At 40.3% G+C, this 17,001-nt stretch carries 17 protein-coding genes; 10 read left to right on the plus strand and 7 right to left on the minus strand.

Annotation, left to right across the window (positions count from 1 at the left end; all coding sequences use genetic code 11):
• The 3 genes from ACO1O5_RS05520 to ACO1O5_RS05530 form a co-directional block, all read left to right on the plus strand.
• Window positions 1–1,200: aldehyde dehydrogenase family protein (locus ACO1O5_RS05520; RefSeq protein WP_486268840.1), on the plus strand; the 1,200-nt coding region annotated here is incomplete at its 5' end.
• A 78-nt stretch (window positions 1,201–1,278) separates the two neighbouring features.
• Entirely contained in the window at window positions 1,279–1,659 is a 381-nt protein-coding gene (locus ACO1O5_RS05525; protein ID WP_486268841.1) for a DUF779 domain-containing protein, read from the plus strand.
• Window positions 1,660–1,799: 140 nt separating this feature from the next.
• Complete coding sequence (locus ACO1O5_RS05530; protein WP_486268842.1) at window positions 1,800–3,374, plus strand: carboxylesterase/lipase family protein; 1,575 nt, start codon at window positions 1,800–1,802, stop codon at window positions 3,372–3,374.
• A gap of 163 nt (window positions 3,375–3,537) precedes the next feature.
• Here the strand turns inward: ACO1O5_RS05530 and ACO1O5_RS05535 are convergent, their stop codons facing one another.
• Entirely contained in the window at window positions 3,538–5,715 is a 2,178-nt protein-coding gene (locus tag ACO1O5_RS05535; RefSeq protein ID WP_486268843.1) for a glycoside hydrolase family 3 C-terminal domain-containing protein, read from the minus strand.
• Between the two features lie 116 nt (window positions 5,716–5,831).
• On the opposite strand from ACO1O5_RS05535, the gene ACO1O5_RS05540 reads away from it, so the two are divergent.
• Window positions 5,832–6,203 (plus strand): hypothetical protein, encoded by a 372-nt coding sequence (locus ACO1O5_RS05540; RefSeq protein ID WP_486268844.1) that lies wholly within the window; start codon window positions 5,832–5,834, stop codon window positions 6,201–6,203.
• Between the two features lie 12 nt (window positions 6,204–6,215).
• Here ACO1O5_RS05540 and ACO1O5_RS05545 read toward each other — a convergent pair whose 3' ends face one another.
• Both ACO1O5_RS05545 and ACO1O5_RS05550 read right to left on the minus strand, forming a co-directional pair.
• On the minus strand, window positions 6,216–7,016 hold the full coding sequence (locus tag ACO1O5_RS05545) for a hypothetical protein (protein ID WP_486268845.1): 801 nt from the start codon (window positions 7,014–7,016) through the stop codon (window positions 6,216–6,218).
• Window positions 7,017–7,096: 80 nt separating this feature from the next.
• The gene (locus tag ACO1O5_RS05550) at window positions 7,097–8,026 is read right to left on the minus strand and encodes an NADP-dependent oxidoreductase (protein WP_486268846.1); all 930 of its coding nucleotides are present in this window, start codon (window positions 8,024–8,026) and stop codon (window positions 7,097–7,099) included.
• 194 nt (window positions 8,027–8,220) lie between these two features.
• Here ACO1O5_RS05550 and ACO1O5_RS05555 point away from each other — a divergent pair, with 194 nt between their 5' ends.
• Window positions 8,221–8,928 (plus strand): TolB-like translocation protein, encoded by a 708-nt coding sequence (locus ACO1O5_RS05555; RefSeq protein ID WP_486268847.1) that lies wholly within the window; start codon window positions 8,221–8,223, stop codon window positions 8,926–8,928.
• Window positions 8,894–9,175, plus strand: a complete 282-nt coding sequence (locus tag ACO1O5_RS05560; protein ID WP_486268848.1) for a hypothetical protein — start codon at window positions 8,894–8,896, stop codon at window positions 9,173–9,175. Before ACO1O5_RS05555 ends, ACO1O5_RS05560 begins: the two co-directional genes overlap by 35 nt.
• Before the next feature lie 251 nt (window positions 9,176–9,426).
• On the opposite strand, the gene ACO1O5_RS05565 is transcribed toward ACO1O5_RS05560, so the two are convergent.
• The 3 genes from ACO1O5_RS05565 to proB all read right to left on the minus strand — a co-directional run bounded on the left by ACO1O5_RS05565 (window position 9,427) and on the right by proB (window position 12,637).
• Window positions 9,427–10,185, minus strand: a complete 759-nt coding sequence (locus tag ACO1O5_RS05565) for an MBL fold metallo-hydrolase (protein WP_486268849.1) — start codon at window positions 10,183–10,185, stop codon at window positions 9,427–9,429.
• Window positions 10,186–10,290: 105 nt separating this feature from the next.
• Window positions 10,291–11,532 carry a glutamate-5-semialdehyde dehydrogenase gene (locus tag ACO1O5_RS05570; RefSeq protein ID WP_486268850.1) on the minus strand — a complete coding sequence of 414 codons (1,242 nt, stop codon included), beginning with the start codon at window positions 11,530–11,532 and terminating at the stop codon, window positions 10,291–10,293.
• 10 nt (window positions 11,533–11,542) lie between these two features.
• Entirely contained in the window at window positions 11,543–12,637 is a 1,095-nt protein-coding gene (gene proB, locus ACO1O5_RS05575) for a glutamate 5-kinase (protein ID WP_486268851.1), read from the minus strand.
• A gap of 135 nt (window positions 12,638–12,772) precedes the next feature.
• Between proB and ACO1O5_RS05580 the strand changes: the two genes are divergently transcribed.
• Complete coding sequence (locus tag ACO1O5_RS05580; RefSeq protein ID WP_486268852.1) at window positions 12,773–13,222, plus strand: hypothetical protein; 450 nt, start codon at window positions 12,773–12,775, stop codon at window positions 13,220–13,222.
• Window positions 13,223–13,495: 273 nt separating this feature from the next.
• Here the strand turns inward: ACO1O5_RS05580 and ACO1O5_RS05585 are convergent, their stop codons facing one another.
• Window positions 13,496–14,668: an aminotransferase class V-fold PLP-dependent enzyme gene (locus ACO1O5_RS05585; protein ID WP_486268853.1), complete on the minus strand. Its 1,173-nt coding sequence runs from the start codon at window positions 14,666–14,668 to the stop codon at window positions 13,496–13,498.
• Window positions 14,669–14,854: 186 nt separating this feature from the next.
• On the opposite strand from ACO1O5_RS05585, the gene ACO1O5_RS05590 reads away from it, so the two are divergent.
• The 3 genes from ACO1O5_RS05590 to ACO1O5_RS05600 all read left to right on the plus strand — a co-directional run bounded on the left by ACO1O5_RS05590 (window position 14,855) and on the right by ACO1O5_RS05600 (window position 16,980).
• The gene (locus ACO1O5_RS05590) at window positions 14,855–15,382 is read left to right on the plus strand and encodes an O-acetyl-ADP-ribose deacetylase (protein WP_486268854.1); all 528 of its coding nucleotides are present in this window, start codon (window positions 14,855–14,857) and stop codon (window positions 15,380–15,382) included.
• Between the two features lie 84 nt (window positions 15,383–15,466).
• Window positions 15,467–16,249, plus strand: a complete 783-nt coding sequence (locus ACO1O5_RS05595; protein ID WP_486268855.1) for an alpha/beta fold hydrolase — start codon at window positions 15,467–15,469, stop codon at window positions 16,247–16,249.
• Between the two features lie 107 nt (window positions 16,250–16,356).
• On the plus strand, window positions 16,357–16,980 hold the full coding sequence (locus tag ACO1O5_RS05600) for a class I SAM-dependent methyltransferase (RefSeq protein ID WP_486268856.1): 624 nt from the start codon (window positions 16,357–16,359) through the stop codon (window positions 16,978–16,980).
• The last annotated feature ends 21 nt before the right edge of the window (window positions 16,981–17,001 follow it).

Consider the following 17,001-nt stretch of genomic DNA (forward strand, 5'->3'; position numbering starts at 1 on the left):
AAAGCACTTCGAGAAACCAGGGCTGCAGACCTTCCCCTGGTTATTGACCACTTCCGGTATTTCGCCGGCGTTATCCGTAGCGAAGAAGGCAGCATCAGTGAGCATGATGAAACTACCGTATGTATTAATCTCCACGAACCAATTGGCGTAGTTGGCCAGATTATTCCTTGGAATTTTCCTTTGTTGATGGCTACATGGAAAATTGCACCTGCACTTGCTGCCGGTTGTACGGTTGTCGTAAAACCTGCAGAACAAACACCTACCAGTATTATGTGCCTGATGGAACTAATCGGAGACATCCTACCAAAAGGTGTACTAAATGTTGTAACCGGGTTTGGACCTGAAGCCGGTAAGCCCCTGGCTTCTTCACCAAGAGTTAATAAAGTAGCTTTTACCGGGGAGACAACAACAGGAAGATTGATCATGCAATATGCATCTGAGAATTTAATTCCAGTTACGATGGAGTTAGGTGGCAAAAGCCCTAACATATTTTTTGAATCAGTAGCAGATGCTGATGACGATTTCTTTGATAAAGCCATTGAAGGCGCTGTGATGTTCGCATTAAACCAGGGCGAAGTTTGTACCTGTCCGTCAAGAATTCTTGTACATGAAAAGATTTATGACAAATTCATGAACAGGGTTATTCAAAGAACGAAAGCCATTAAAATGGGAAATCCTTTAGACGGCACCGTTATGATGGGGGCACAGGCTTCAGAAGATCAGTATAAGAAAATACTCAGCTACCTCGATATCGGCAAACAGGAAGGTGCCCAGGTATTATGTGGTGGTGAAGCATTCCATCAAAACAGCGGACTAGAACATGGCTTCTATATTCAGCCAACCATTTTTAAAGGAAATAATAAGATGCGGATTTTCCAGGAAGAAATATTTGGCCCGGTAACTTCAGTTACTACTTTTAAAACAACCGAAGAAGCTATTGCAATCGCAAACGATACTTTATATGGTTTGGGAGCAGGCGTCTGGACAAGAGATGCGCATGAAATATACCAGGTGCCACGCGCCATTCAGGCCGGCCGCGTATGGGTCAATTGTTATCATGCTTATCCTGCACATGCTCCTTTTGGTGGTTATAAAAAATCAGGATTTGGAAGAGAGAATCATAAGATGATGCTCAACCATTACCGCCAGACAAAAAATATGCTGATTTCATATAGCAAGCAGAAGCTTGGATTTTTTTGATGAAAAGTAATCCGCTACACCGAGACAGCGGCCCGTAAGCCGCTGTTTTTATTTCATCTCATCATAAATTTATTAGTGATGCCAGTTCAAAGAATAAAAGCAACAGACTCAGCAAAAGAGTTAATTAAAAAATTAAAACAAATGCATGGCCCATTAATGTTTCACCAAAGCGGCGGATGCTGCGATGGCAGCCAGCCCATGTGTTTTGAAGCAGGTGAATTTAAAGTGGGTGGAAGTGATGTATGCCTTGGCGAGGTCGAAGGTTGCAAATTTTATATGGGTAAAGATCAGTTTGAATATTGGAAACACACCCAATTGATATTGAATGTAACGCCAGGCAGAGGCAGTAGTTTTTCACTCGAAATTCCTTTAGGGGTAAGGTTCTTCATCGATTCAAAATTATTTACCGATGAAGAGATTGAGAACCTAGAACCCCTTATTGCAATTGAAGAAATGTAAGTACTAGTTGTATCATACATCGTGAAGTAACGAATGATTTCAGCCAATAATACACAATTTTTAGTTGGGGTCAATTTTGAGAAAATGCCTTGTTATTAATTTTGTAACTACCTTCAACAATTTAATCCCAATCGGCATTTATGAAAAAGTTATGTATTCTTTTTTTGGCAGTAGTTCTTTTAGCAGTTAAACCATACGCACAAAGCTCATCACAGCTTAATAATCTGCACGTCAGGGTTACTAACGGTATCCTCGAAGGCGTAGACGAATCAGGTGTGCGATCTTTTAAAGGCATTCCGTTTGCCCAACCACCCGTCGGAGATTTGCGTTGGAAAGAACCACAACCGGTTAAGAACTGGCATGGTGTTTTAAAGGCAGATAAATTCGGTCCGCGTGCTATGCAGAGGCCAATTTATAGTGATATGAGTTTTCGTTCTAACGGTGTTAGCGAAGATTGTCTTTACCTGAATATCTGGACACCAGCTAAATCAGCAAATGATCATCTTCCCGTGCTGGTATATTTTTATGGCGGCGGCTTTAGTGCAGGAGATGGGTCAGAGTTTCGCTACGATGGTGAAAGCATGGCCCGGAGAGGTATTGTAGCCATAACTGTAAATTACCGGCTGGGCGTGTTTGGTTTTCTTGCGCTTCCTGAATTAACGAAAGAGTCGCCTCATCACGCATCAGGCAATTATGGCCTCATGGATCAAAGTGCTGCGTTGCATTGGGTGCAGAAAAACATTAGCGCTTTCGGTGGTGATCCGAAAAAGGTAACCATTGCCGGCGAGTCTGCAGGCTCCTTCTCTGTAAGCGCTCTTATGGCTTCTCCCCTTTCGAAAAATTTCATTGCCGGAGCCATCGGAGAAAGCGGGTCGTTGCTGGGAAAACATTCCACTGTTTCACTTTCAGAAGCAGAACAAACGGGTGAAAAATTTAGTCACAGTATTGGAGCAACTTCTTTGGTAGACCTCCGTGCTATGCCTGCAGAAAAAATTTTGGAAGAAACTGCCAAGCCGGGCTTATCAAGATTCCCGGTAGATATTGATGGTTATTTTTTCCCAAAATCACCGGTTGAAATTTATGCATCGGGCACTCAGGCTAAGGTTCCCTTACTTGCAGGTTGGAACTCACAGGAAGGCAGCTACCAAAGCATACTTGAACAGGGAGCGCCGACACCTGAAAACTTTACTAACGCAATAAAAAAACGATTTGGCAATGATGCTGATGACCTTTTGAGAGTTTATAATATAAACGATGAGGAAACGATAAAACAGGTAGCGACAGATCTCGCCAGCGATCTTTTTATTGGCTTTGGAACGTGGAAATGGTCTGACATGCAAAGTAAAACCGGTGGTAAACCGGTATATCGATATTATTATGCTCATCCCAGGCCCGCAATGCTTGGAGATACGGCTAATGCATCAACAACAGGTGGAGCAGTACATTCCTCCGAAATAGAATATGCTATGGGTAATTTACCGACAAACCGCGTGTACGACTGGCAACCGGACGATTACAAGGTGTCAGCTATTTTGCAGTCTTTCTTTGCCAACTTTATTAAAACCGGCAATCCTAACGGTCTTGGCGTACCCGAATGGCCCAAAGTCAAAAGTGGCGGTGATGCTGAAGTAATGCATATTAATGTGACTACAAAAGCGGAAAAAGAAAAACACCGCGACAGGTATTTACTTCTCGATAAGATATTAACGAAATAAAAAACAGAATTATTCAAAGCAAATAAAAAACATTTTCTTCGCCAACCACTTTATTATTCAACACAAGGATCATACAATTATCAACAGCGCAACTAACGACAATAAAAAATGCTTATCCATTTATTTATCAGGCAGAAAGGCTAACGGTGACAAATAAACGTATTTATTTATTTTCACCAGTAATGGTAATGATTGACGTTGCTTTAATATCCCGTGAAGAAGCGCCTGCCAAAAGTTCATAATCGCCGGACTCAACCATCCACTTCCTGGTTTGTTCATTGTAGTAGGCAAGGCTCTTAAAAGGAATGCTTAATGTTACAGTTACTTGCTGACCAGCAGCGATCATCACTTTTTTAAAGGCTTTTAATTCTTTTTCAGGCCGTTCTACTGAGGAGCCGGGCTTGCCAACATATAACTGAACAGTTTCTTTGCCCGCTGATTTTCCGGTGTTCTTTATTTTAATGGTTGCTGTTACGGTTTGATTAGCTGAATATATTTTCCTATCCGTATGCAAGTCGGAATAACTAAAAGTGGTGTACGACAAACCATAGCCAAAGGGATATAACGGAGTGATCTTTTTAGTATCGTACCAGCGATAACCAACAAGAATGCCTTCTTTATAAACTTCAGTCAGATTTTCACCGGGAAAGGCGTTCAGGAAATGGGCAGGTGATTCCTGCAAAGCAACCGGAAATGTAAAAGGTAGTTTGCCGGAAGGATTTACTTTGCCAGTTAACACAGCTGCCAGGGCATTGCCTCCTTCTGAACCATTATACCATGACCACACAATTGTATGATTATCCATTTTTATTTTATTAATATCATAGGGCGCTCCGCCGGTTATAACCACAATGGTTTTGGGGTTAACAGCAGTTACAGCATCCACCAATGCCTGTTCTTCGAAAGGAAGACTAAGGTCTTTGCGATCACGACTTTCACTTTCGTAGTCGCGGTTGCCTCCAATAAACAATATGGCCACATCGCAAGTCTTCGCTGTGTTAACAGCCTCCTGTATTAATGCATTATTGGGATTATTCATATCCTCGTTATAATTTTTGCTGCCGGTCTTGGGAGCATTGTACCCTTGCGCAAATTTTACCGTAACAGCTTTTCCCAATGCATTTTGCAAACCCTGCAAAGCCGTGATTTCATATTTAGCTTTTACACCGGCACCAAATCCCTCTGATTGGAATTTGTGAATGGCATTGTCGCCAATAACAGCAATTGTTTTAAGCTTATCCATTTGCAAAGGCAACAAATGATTTTCATTTTTTAGCAGCACAATCGATTCCGATGCAATATTGTAAACCGTCTTACTGTGAGCTGTGGTGTTGATTGAACCCGCAGGACGGTTCTTACTTAAAGATGTTTTGTAAATCACCCACAGTATACGACGCACTTTTTCGTTTATGGTTTCTTCATTAACAATACCAGCCTTTACAGAATCAAGTAAAGGTTTGGCAAAATAATAATTTTCGTACGGTGGCCGTGATCCCATTTCGACATCAAGCCCGTTGTTAGCTGCGTTTACGGTGCTGTGTGTTCCGCCCCAATCAGAAATAACAATTCCTTTAAAGCCCCATTCTTCTCTCAATATCGTATTCAACAAGTAATTATTTTCAGAGCAATATTCGCCACGAAATTTATTATATGCAGACATAATAGTCCACGCATTACCGTCTTCGATCGACGCTTTAAACGCGGGAAGATATATTTCCCGCAGCGCTCTTTCACTCACTTCCACATTCACCTTTCCCCTGTCGGTTTCCTGGTTATTTAATACAAAGTGTTTAACACATGCGGCCACATGCTGGCTTTGAATTCCTTTTACTGCAGCAACTGCTAACTGTGCATTTAAAAAAGGGTCTTCCGAATAATATTCATAAGTACGGCCACATAAAGGAGTTCGTGCTATATTAAATGCCGGCGCCAATATAATGTCTTTGTTTCGTGCCCTTGCTTCTTCACCGAGCGCAACACCATAACTATTTGCCAGCGACGGATTCCAGGTTGCGGCCAAAGCAGAACCATTAGGAAAAAAAGTTGCCGAATCCGTAGTAAGATGTGCTGACTCCCATCCACCGTTAGAACTGAGGTCCTCACGTACTCCCAAAGGTCCGTCATCAGTGGATAACCCGGGAATACCGAGACGATCAACTCCACTGGTGTTGAATATAGAGTTGGCATGTAGCATGGCAATTTTTTCTTCAAGCGTCATTTTTTTTATGAGCTGATCGATCTTTGCTTCCGTTGCCGCATCGTTAATTTGAGCCACTGCAGCTCCGCCAAATAACAGTAACGCAAAAAAGGTTAAGATAAATTGATAAAAATTATTTTTCATTCTGGTGTAAGTGATATTATTTATGTTTAATTAAAATAAAGCAGTTCGTTTGTAGCAAGTTTGGAGTGCAAAGAAATAGATTTAATTTAAATAACAAACCATCCGGGGTAAGTAAAATGTCAAAAGCTCAATCAAACAATACAATACAGGATTTCCTCTCTGGCAAATCAGATCATACAAAAGCCCTGTTTGATCACTTTATAAATGAATATAGTAAAATTGGCCGTATCATTTTACATCCCGCAAAAACCATGACAGGCGTAGCAAATGATAAAAAACGAATTGCATGGATAACGCAATTTGGAAAAAATTTTATCCATGTCGTCTTTCCGTTTTCAAAGGCATATCCTGATAACCTGTGCTTTCAAAAAATAGCCCAGGTTCCTGGCGATGCACACCAGTTTAATCATCATTTTAGAATGCTGCATATAGAAGATATAAATGAGGAAGTATTAAAATTTATGAAGCTGGCTTTCGAAGGCGAATAGATGTTCTCACTGTTACCACTCTCCTCTTTTTAATTTCGAACCTATGTTGTAAAACCTGTTTTTATAAGCATGCAGGCCACTCGCTATCAGCAATATCAGTCCTGCAAAAAGAGCCGTATACACGATACCATTATGAATATTCCATTGCCGCACCGCAATAGCTATAAATGCCCAAATGCCCACTGCAGCAGCTTCTCGCATATTTCTTTTTTGAATTAAACGCAGGTAAAGTATACAGGCAATTATAATCATCAATACGGTCCAGGTGCTTTCACTAATACCCAAACGATCCCAGCCTATTGAGGTAAGCCAGGCAGCAATGCACGCTATACTTGCCACCATTATCCAGCCAAGATAAAATGATACCGGCCACCAGACAAAAAAGATATTGCAAACTGAAACATCCTCCAGCTCAAGCCGTAACCTTAAGGTTAGCATTACAAGGCATAGTAAAAGAAAAAGGATCATTATGACGGATACGCCTATTCGTTCCGTTAGCCAGCAATACAACCAGGCAGCATTAGCGATATTACTGAGAGCAAACCATAATCCTGTGCCATCAATATATTCATCCGGGTCTTTTCTTTTGATGAGCACCCACTGGTATATTACAAACCCGATAGCTAACAAAAATAGCACACCCCAGATTACAAACGCATAGCCTGCTGGCGCAAATAACGTGTCGTACTTATGACTGATGTCGGCTACATTCACCTTAGCATACAAGCCGGCATTCGCCGCATAATTTGCGAATAACATTGCTGCCAAAGTAATCGTGTTTAAAATAACAAGCGGTCGGGATCTGCTGGTCATAGAATTACTTATAGTTTAACATTAAAACAAGTTATGGTATATTTTGTTCAAGGGGCCATCTCTGAAAATTGGGAGTAGGCTTACACAACCCGCAATACGATCTTTCCACGGGTATGCCCTGCTTCGCTTAACTTTTGCGCTTTGGCAGCATCTTTCAACGGCAAAATGAGGGCTATTACCGCCTTTACTTTTCCAGAATCGATCAATTGCTTTATTTGCTCAAGTTGTTCAGGTAATGATTGCGTGAGAAATCCTTCGATGTGTATATTTTTTTCTTTGGCTTCTTCCTGGTTGCCCAACTGTACGGTAGTAATAAGTTTTCCTCCTTTCTTAATAACTTTTAAGGAACGCTTTTGAGTTTCCCCGCCAATTAAATCAATTACGAGATCTATATTCTTCAACTTGTTTTCAAACTTTTCATTCTTATAATCGATTACTTTATCTGCACCGAGCTTCTTTACAAAATCCATATTTTCCTGGGAGGTGGTACCAATGACATACGCTCCTTTCCATTTTGCAAGCTGAACTGCAAAGGTACCAACGCCGCCGGAGGCGGCGTGTATCAAAACTTTTTGCCCCGATTGCAATTTACCGTAGTCAAACAAAGCCTGCCAGGCAGTAAGCCCGGCAAGGGGCACTGCAGCTGCTTTTTCATGATCAATACTCTGCGGCTTCCCATTTACGAGGTTGGCTTTTACCACTACATACTCAGCATACGTTCCGTTTTTCGTAGGATCGGGCCTGCTGTATACTTCATCGCCCTTTCTGAAGTTTAATATGTTGCTGCCAACCTCATCTATTTCGCCGGAAACATCCCAGCCGGGAATTAAAGGAAATTTCACCGGGAACCTGCCTTTAGCATGTCCCTCCCGTATCTTCCAGTCAATTGGATTTACGCTGGTTGCAAAAACCTTTATTATCACATCATCTGCCCCGGGCGTCGGTTTTGGTGCCTCTTCATACTTCAAAACTTCAGGCCCGCCAAACTCATGTATTTGAATAGCTTTCATAAAAACGGTTGATTAGTTAAAAAACAACCCCACATTAATTGTGCCTGAAAAAGATTGTTTTCGACAAAGATTTTTCAGTCTTCAGAAAAAAAAATAATTATTATGATTTTGCCTGAGTTTAATGCCTTAATTTTTGTGCAGCCTTTAGCTTTATTGTTTTTCGCTTATTTAATCACAGCAATATTTTTACATCTATGCGACTATTTTTTATTTCATTTTTTTTAGCTCCATTATTATTAAACGCCCAATCGAATAATGCATGGTTTAATCAAACTATTCCCGGTAATAAAATAACCATGTTTGCACCTAATATTATTTCAGATGAATTGGGGAACAGGGATATGGCTATTTCCCCAAAAGGGGATGAAATATTTTATACCATGCAGTTTAACTATGGTATGCTAAGCACCATATTATATTCGAAAAAAGTAGGTGGTAAATGGACAGTGCCTGAAGTTGCCGATTTTTGCGGAAAGTATAAAGACCTTGAACCTGCTTTCTCGTATGATGGAACCAAACTTTATTTTTCGTCTAACCGTCCGTTAGTCGACACTGGAAGTGGAAAAGATTATGACATCTGGTATGTAACAAAAGTTAATGGGACGTGGGGAAACCCGGCGAACATGAAGGCTCCCGTCAATACTGATAAAGATGAATATTACGCATCGCTTGCAAAGAATAATAACATCTATTTCACAAGAGCCGTTGACGGACGTGAAGAAGATATAATGGTTTGCAAATTTGGTGACGGCACCTATGGCGATGCGGAAAGTTTGCCCGACAGTATTAATTCCACAGGTGATGAATTTAATGCGTTCGTAGACCCTGATGAAAACTATATCATTTTTTCAGGTTATAAAAGAAAAGATGGTTATGGCAATGGGCGATTTGTACATCAGTAAAAAAAATGAAAAAGGTGAATGGCAACAGGCAAAAAATTTAGGCGCAACCATTAATTCTGCGAGACTTGATTATTGCCCCTATATAACTCCTGATAAAAAATATTTCTTCTTCACCAGTAACAGGCATGACATTAAGACGCCATTTAAAAAATCAAAAACGTTTAAGGAATTAAAAACAATGATGCACAATCCGCTAAATGGCTTTGATAATATTTATTGGATAGATGCACGTGATGTACTGAAATAACTACGTTTAACATTGTCCGTTACTTTTTGTAATAAATTAATTTTCCAATACCGGCAATAAAAAATTTTGAATCTGGGTATTTATAAAATAAAACATTTTACTGCCAATCCCTGCTACCTGCGTCTATACTTTTACGGTGAGCTTGTATATAAAATCTCATCCAATGGCATAATGGTGCCAAAATATTCATCGATTTTCACACGACGCAATTTTCGATTTGAGAATACAGGGCTAAGACAGGAGTTCGATGATTATTGATTGCCGGTATACCAGTCTCTTAGCCGCACATCAATAGCAGGATCTCCATTATTCACCAGTGATTTAAATTTGGCCACATCGCTGAATCCTTTGGGTGTGCGGTAATGATAGGGGTACACGATCTTGGGTTTGAACGCCAGTACACCACTGGCAGCCTCGTCTACATCCATCGTGTACGGCAGGTTCATACAGACAAAGGCCACGTCAATATCTTTTAACTCACGCATCTCCGGCGTAGCTTCCGTATCCCCGGAAATATAGAATCTTTTCCCTCCAAGATTCAATACATAGCCATTGCCTTTGCCTTTCGGATGATGCACGGTTGAGTCGCCTGGCATGTTATACATGGCAACAGCGGTAATTGATATGCCATGCTGTACCGTAGTATCTCCATTATGAAGCACTACAATCTTATCTTTCCATTCAGCAGGCATCTTATCTGCAACTGACTGCGGCACTACGAATGATGCCTTTGAGAGGTCAAGCCCATTCAATGTTTTCATATCAAGATGATCGCCGTGAATATGCGTGATCAACACGAGATCGGGCTTCCTCAGATTCTTATACGTATCTGCACCGTTTACAGGATCTACATAGATGGTGGTATTATTAAACTCCAGCACTAATGATGCGTGAAATACGGGTTGCACAGTTACGTTTCCTCTCGGTGTACTGATCACATCTGAAGTAGCCAATTGGGATTGGGCAGCCAGGGAAACCAAGCCCAATAATGCCGTTAGAATAATTTTCATGTAGCAATTTTTTATAATGAAGATTAGAAAATAGAAGTGATGCCGGAAAAGACCAATTTACCCAGGCATTTTTTCTTCGAATAGCCTTAGCAGGTAGTTATGTTGTTACCTCACCTGTCCCTCTCCTCTCACCACCCATTTTTCGGTGACAAGTTTTTCCAAAGCAAATGGCCCTCTTGCATGGAGTTTTTGAGTGGAGATGCCAATCTCAGCCCCCAAACCAAATTCTTCGCCATCGGTGAACCTCGTGGAGGCGTTGGAATAAACCGCCGCTGCATCTACCTCCTGCAAAAATCGTTCACACTGTTTTTTATTTTCAGAAACGATTGCTTCGGAGTGTTTGGTTGAATATTCTGAAATATGCTCCAACGCTTCGTCAATATTATCCACAACTTTGATGGCACATTTCAAACTTAAAAATTCACGACCAAAATCTTCGGGTGAAGCTTTTTGCAAATAAGGATAATCTTTCAGCAAAGTATATGCAGAAGCATCTGCAAAAATTTCGACATTATATTTATTAAATGGCGGTTGCAATGCCGCCAAAAAATCTTTCGCAATTAGTTTATCCACGAGGATAGCATCTGCTGCGTTGCATACCGACGGGCGGGAAACCTTTGCATTCACAACAATGTCTACTGCCTTTTTTAAATCGGCGTCTTTCTCCACGTACACATGGCATACACCTGCACCGGTTTCAATTACAGGAACCAAACTATTTTTTCTTACATATTGTATTAGCCCGTCGGAACCGCGTGGAATCAATACATCGACATATTTCGTTGCCGTAAATAATTCCTGTACCACTTCTCTTTCCGGCGGCAATAGCGTTACCAGTTCTTCATCCATGTTATTTTCTTTCAGCGCCTGCTTAATAATATCAACGGCTACCACATTCGTTGCATGCGCATCGATACTCCCTTTCAAAACACAGGCATTATGACTGCGCAAGCACAGGGCAGCAATGTCAAAAGTTACATTGGGCCGGGATTCATAAATAGCGCCAACCACGCCAAGCGGTACAGAAATTTTTTCCAGTTCCAAACCATTGTGCAAGGTTCTCTTTTCTAAAACCTTTCCGCACGGATCAGGCAATTTGCTCACATTGCGAATAGCATTCGCAATATTGATCACTCTTTCTTCATTCAACGTCAGCCGGTCGTTGCGCGGATTGCCTGGTTCCTGTTTTGAAAGGTCTATAGCATTTGCTTCCAGGATACGCGACACGTTTTTTTCAAGCATATTTGCGAGTGATATCAGCGCTGTTTGAACCTGGCTATCATTCATGCTGCGCAGTTGTATGGACGCTTTGTGTGTTTTTGCAATTAGTCTTAAAACCGAATTCATTTTCTTTAATTTAAAATAAAACAATGTCATCTGCATGCGCAGCCAACACATTCTTTACAGAAATATTATCCTGGATGGCCTTGGCCGCCAGTTTTACTTTGGCAACGCCGATTATTTGCTCATCCTCATCCATGAGTTGCACCACTTCGCCCGATACAAATTTACCGTGAACATTTTTGATACCGACGGTTAACAGACTTCTTCTTTGATGCAACGCCTTCGCAGCGCCTTTATCCACCATGATACTACCTAAGGTGATGCTCCCGCTTGCCAGCCATTTTTGTCGTGCTTTCAAATTGGAAGATTGCGCATTAAAAGTAGTACCGTTTGTTCCGCCCAGCGCTTTCCGGAAAGGTGAATCGGGTGCAAGCCCGCAAATGACAACTTTTATCCCCAGTGAAATAGCAAGCCTTGTAAACGTGAGTTTGGAAATCATTCCACCCAGGCCAACATTTGTTTTATCAGCTGTTACCAAATCCAAAATTTTATTATCGACCTTTTCAACTAAAGAAATAATTTCCTTTTCATTATTCATCAATCCGCCAACGGAAGTACAAATGATCATCGCTTCTGCGTTAAAGCCAACGGCAATTAATGTCGCCAATTCATCATTATCAGAAAATTTCAGTTCGTTATTACTCACCAAATCATTTTCATTTACAATGGGCACAATACCATTTTGCCAAAAGGTATCGAAGGTATCTTTCAATTGCAGGAACTGCGCACGATTTGAAAAATGATGCCGCTCGCATAAAGCCTGTGCCACGGGGATATTATATGCTTCAAAATATTTTTGATACAGCATAATTAATATCGGGTTGCCCACCGCAGCTGCAGCTTTGCGTTCGGTTAACGACCCTTTATAATGTCGCAACAATTTTTTACCGCTACCCACGGCACCGCTGGAAACAAGCACCACGTTATATTTGGAACAAAGTGATGCGATTTCAGATGCTACTTTTTTTATTACTACCTGGTTGATTCCGTGCTCATCTGAAATTACCGCCGTACCTAATTTTATTACCAATACCGCTTTTTGCATGTCGCAAAAATAGAGATTTGCGGATTGTGACAGTACCCCTCCGGTTGAAAATAGTTGAAACATTCACTACTTTAGACAATAAAACAGCATTAGTCTATTTGAGGTTTATACAAAATGGAATTCATAATAGTAAATTCTTCGTGTTACCGTGCCAGGTAGTAACCTGTAAACATTAAACCAACATATAAAATTAAAATCATGAAATATATTGTCTTATGCCTTTTTCTGAATGTAACCGGTGGTTTTTTTCTGTTTGGCCAGCAGAACGAGCCGGATATTCATCAGCGAAAAGCTATTACTTCATTAATTGACAATTACTCGCTGGCCCGCGAAAAAAGCGATACCGTGTTATTGAAAAAAATCCTCACCGTTGATGTGGATCAACTGGTATCCACAGGCGAATGGCGAAATGGTATTGGCTCCGCTGTAAAGGGAATGCTGAAAAGTTCAGGTAACCGCCCGGGCACAAGGACGCTGCACGTTGAAAATATTCGCCTGTTAAGCCCAACCAGTGCTATCGTCGATTGCAAATACGAGATTCAAAATACAAATGGCACCACACGAAAAATGTGGAGTACGTTTATAGTTGTTGCCGAAAAGAAAATTTGGAAAATCTGCGCCATCCGCAACATGCTGCCTGCCAACTAAAAAGGAAATTATTTTGATTTTCGAAAGGTCATGCCTTAAGCTAACGGTATTATCCGTACATTTTTCCCGATTTTCGCACGCACACTTTGAGTTAGTGAAAAAATTTTTACCTGGCTATAAATTTTTTTGGCAAGACTGGAATTTTACAAAGAGTTAGAACAATTCAACGAAGTAACGTAACTAACGGTGATATTAAACGCCAATTGGCATGCACCATAATGTTTCAATTGTTTAACGTAAGCCAACAGGCAATTGCCGGAATTCATCTCCCGTTTATACTTCAATTAAATCAGTAGTGTGGAGGATATCTTCCAACGCGTTGTACAACGCATCAAGATCTTCCTGCGAATTAAAAGCCTGAATTGAATATCGCAATAAATTCATTCCTTCAAGCGTCATTACGGGAATTTCAATTTGGTACTTTTCAAACAAATATTTGTGCAGTTCTTCGGGTTGTTTTGTTTTTATCGACGTACTATATAATTGAAAAATAAAATCTTCTTTATTATAACAAAGTGGTTCGGCATTTAGCAGTTTGCAAAAACGATCAGCATTGGATAAGGTGATCCTTCTGCAAGTTTCAGCAACGGAAGGCCAGTTGTTTTTATTCATAAAATCAATCGCAGTTGGTATCGTCAAAAAAGCTGAGAAGTCCCTCGTGCCCTGCGTTTGATGATAATCTAAAAATTGCGAATTAGAGGGAGTTGCACTATGGTAACCCCAGCTAATTAACAATGGATCGCACATAGGTTGCAGTTCCCGCGTAGCATAAAAAAAAGAACTTCCCTTGGGAGTAAGCATCCATTTATGGCAGGCGCCAGTGTAAAAGTCAACCTGGGTCGAATTTAAATCTACCGGTATTTGCCCGGGTGCATGTGCTCCATCCACAAAAGTTACAAGTCCTTGCTGCTTTGCTATGGCACAAACTTCTTCCACCGGCAAACGCAGGCCGGTACTGCTTGTTATCTGGCTAATGAAAACCATTTTCGTTTTTGAAGTGAGGCCTTTAAAGAATTGTTCAATAAAATCCTCCTTGTTTTGCAGCGGGAACTGTATCGGTTGTCTTACATATTTCGCACCCTTTTTACTACAGTAGTAATTCCATGTTCGGTCACAGGCACCGTATTCAAGATTAGTGGCAAGCACTTCATCGCCTTCTTTAAAAGGAAAACTTTTAGCAACAATATTTACAGCATAAGAGGGGTTAGTCACATATACCACATCATCCGAATAACAATTTAAATATTCCGCCAAAGCCTCTCTCGATTCTTTTAAATATTGCATTCCGTTGATTGTAATAAATTCTACGGGTTCCTGCTCCAGTTCCAATTGGTATTGCTGGTATCTTTCAAAAATTGGCCTTGGGCAAGCGCCGTAAGCGCCAAAATTTAAATAGGTAATTCCTTCCCTTAATAAAAACTGAGATTTTAAATGATTGCTTTGCATGAGATAAAAGTAAAGTGTTTCGCGAAAAATAAAATGAGAATAATTTCTAAATATTGAACTGTATTTTCATCAAAGGATTAAAGATTATTACCTTACTGGCAATTAAAAAAGGTCTTTTCTTAATCGACAATAACAAATCTAATTGGGGTAAATTAAATTTGTACTTTGATTGGAACGCTTTTCAACATGAAGTCAAAAATCGAAATAATAAAAGGTGACATTACAAAAATTAAAGTCGATGCAATCGTTAATGCTGCAAATTCTTCATTAATGGGCGGCGGCGGTGTTGACGGAGCTATTCATCGTGCAGGCGGGCCCGCAATTTTGGAAGCGTGCCGCAAAATTGTTGCAAAACAAGGAGGCTGCAAAACCGGGGAAGCGGTTATTACAACTGCGGGCAATATGCCCGCAAAATTTGTCATTCATACAGTTGGGCCCGTTTGGAATGGTGGAAACAACAACGAAGAAGTAGAACTAGCGGCCTGTTATAGAAATTCGTTACAGGCCGCTTTGAATAACGATTGCAGAACCATTGCTTTCCCCAACATTAGCACGGGCATCTATGGCTTCCCGAAAGACTTAGCCGCTAAAATATCAGTTAAAACAGTTGCTGAATTTCTTTCTAATATTGGTGGAATTGACAAGGTTCTGTTTGTTTGTTTTGATTCTGAAAATTTTGAATTATTGAAGGAACAAGTTGAATTGTTAGTTTGAATAACATAAAAAGAAAATTCACCGGCTGGCAAAAGCAATCGGAAATTGTATAGCGACATTAAATAGTAATTTTTAAAAATAGATATGACTAACAATAATTTCAGAAGCGGGTACTCGAAAGTAGATGAACTGAAAATGTATTATGAGATTTACGGACAGGGCAAACCGTTAGTACTTATTCATGGTGGTGGTTCAACTATAGAAACCAGTTTTGGCAACCTTATTCCTTTACTCGCTCCACATAGGCAAGTAATCGGAATTGAGTTGCAAGCCCACGGTCACACGAATGACCGAAAGACGGACCTCTCATTTGAACAAGATGCGGATGATGTTGCAACTGTTTTAAATAATCTTGAAATAGAAAAAGCTGATTTTTTAGGCTTTAGTAATGGCGGCCACACAACAATAGAAATTGCGCTACGTCATCCTTATCTCGTTAATAAAATAATTTTGGCATCGGCATTTTATAAAAGAAGTGCCGTTCCGCGGCAATTTTGGGAAGGGTTCGACGGGGTAACTTTAGATATGATGCCCCAGGTTCTAAAAGAAGGATATTTAAAAGCGAACAACAGTGAAGTCGGCCTTTTAAATATGTTCAACAAAGACGTTCAAAGAATGAAAACATTTAGAGGCTGGACAGATGAGCAAATGAAATCTATAAAAGCCCCCGCGCTGGTGATTAATGGCAACCACGATGTAGGCAGCGTAGAACATGCTGTTGAAATGTATCGCATTATTCCAAATTGTGAACTGGCCATATTCCCCGGCGGGCATGGAACTTATTTGGGAACAATAGAATCTTTGGATAACGGCAGGTTTCCTGCCTTTAATGCGGTTGAATTAATTGAAGAGTTTCTCAACAAATAATAAAATAAAGTGGGCGGGATTACCGTGAAACAAATTGCAAAAACAAATAGGGCACCTAACCGGTACCGTTAGCGAAAACTAAACAACGATAGAAGTAAACATATAATATGAATGAATCCTGGGTTGACAGATGGAACGACAGATATAGTAAGGACGGTTATGCATACGGCGTGCAGCCTAATAACTATCTGAAAAAACAATTAGAGAAATTACCTGTGGGCGCCATCCTTTTTCCGGCAGAAGGAGAAGGACGTAATGCAGTTTTTTCAGCCAAACTTGGCTGGAAAGTTTCCGCTTTTGACATCAGTGTTGAAGGAAAAAATAAAGCTCTCAAACTTGCAGAAGCTAACAATGTGACTATCGATTACCAGGTTGGCGAATTAGAGAAATTAAGTTATAAACCCGAACAATTTGACGCTATTGCCCTGATCTATGCACACTTTCCGGCAGAAATCAAATCGATATATCACCTGACACTTGACAAATATTTACGCAGAAACGGAGTTATTATTTTTGAAGCTTTTAGCAAAAAACACATTCAATATAATTCTAAAAACCCCAAAGTAGGCGGGCCAAAAGATATAGCTACATTGTTTTCAATCGATGAAATAAAATCAGATTTCATCAACTATGAAATTATAGAATTAGCAGAAGAAGAAATTGAATTAAGCGAAGGTTCATTTCATAATGGAAAAGGTTTAGTGATAAGATTTGTCGGGCGCAAAAAATAAACAACCAAATTTTTGCTCCTT

The organism is Ginsengibacter sp., assembly GCF_057362405.1.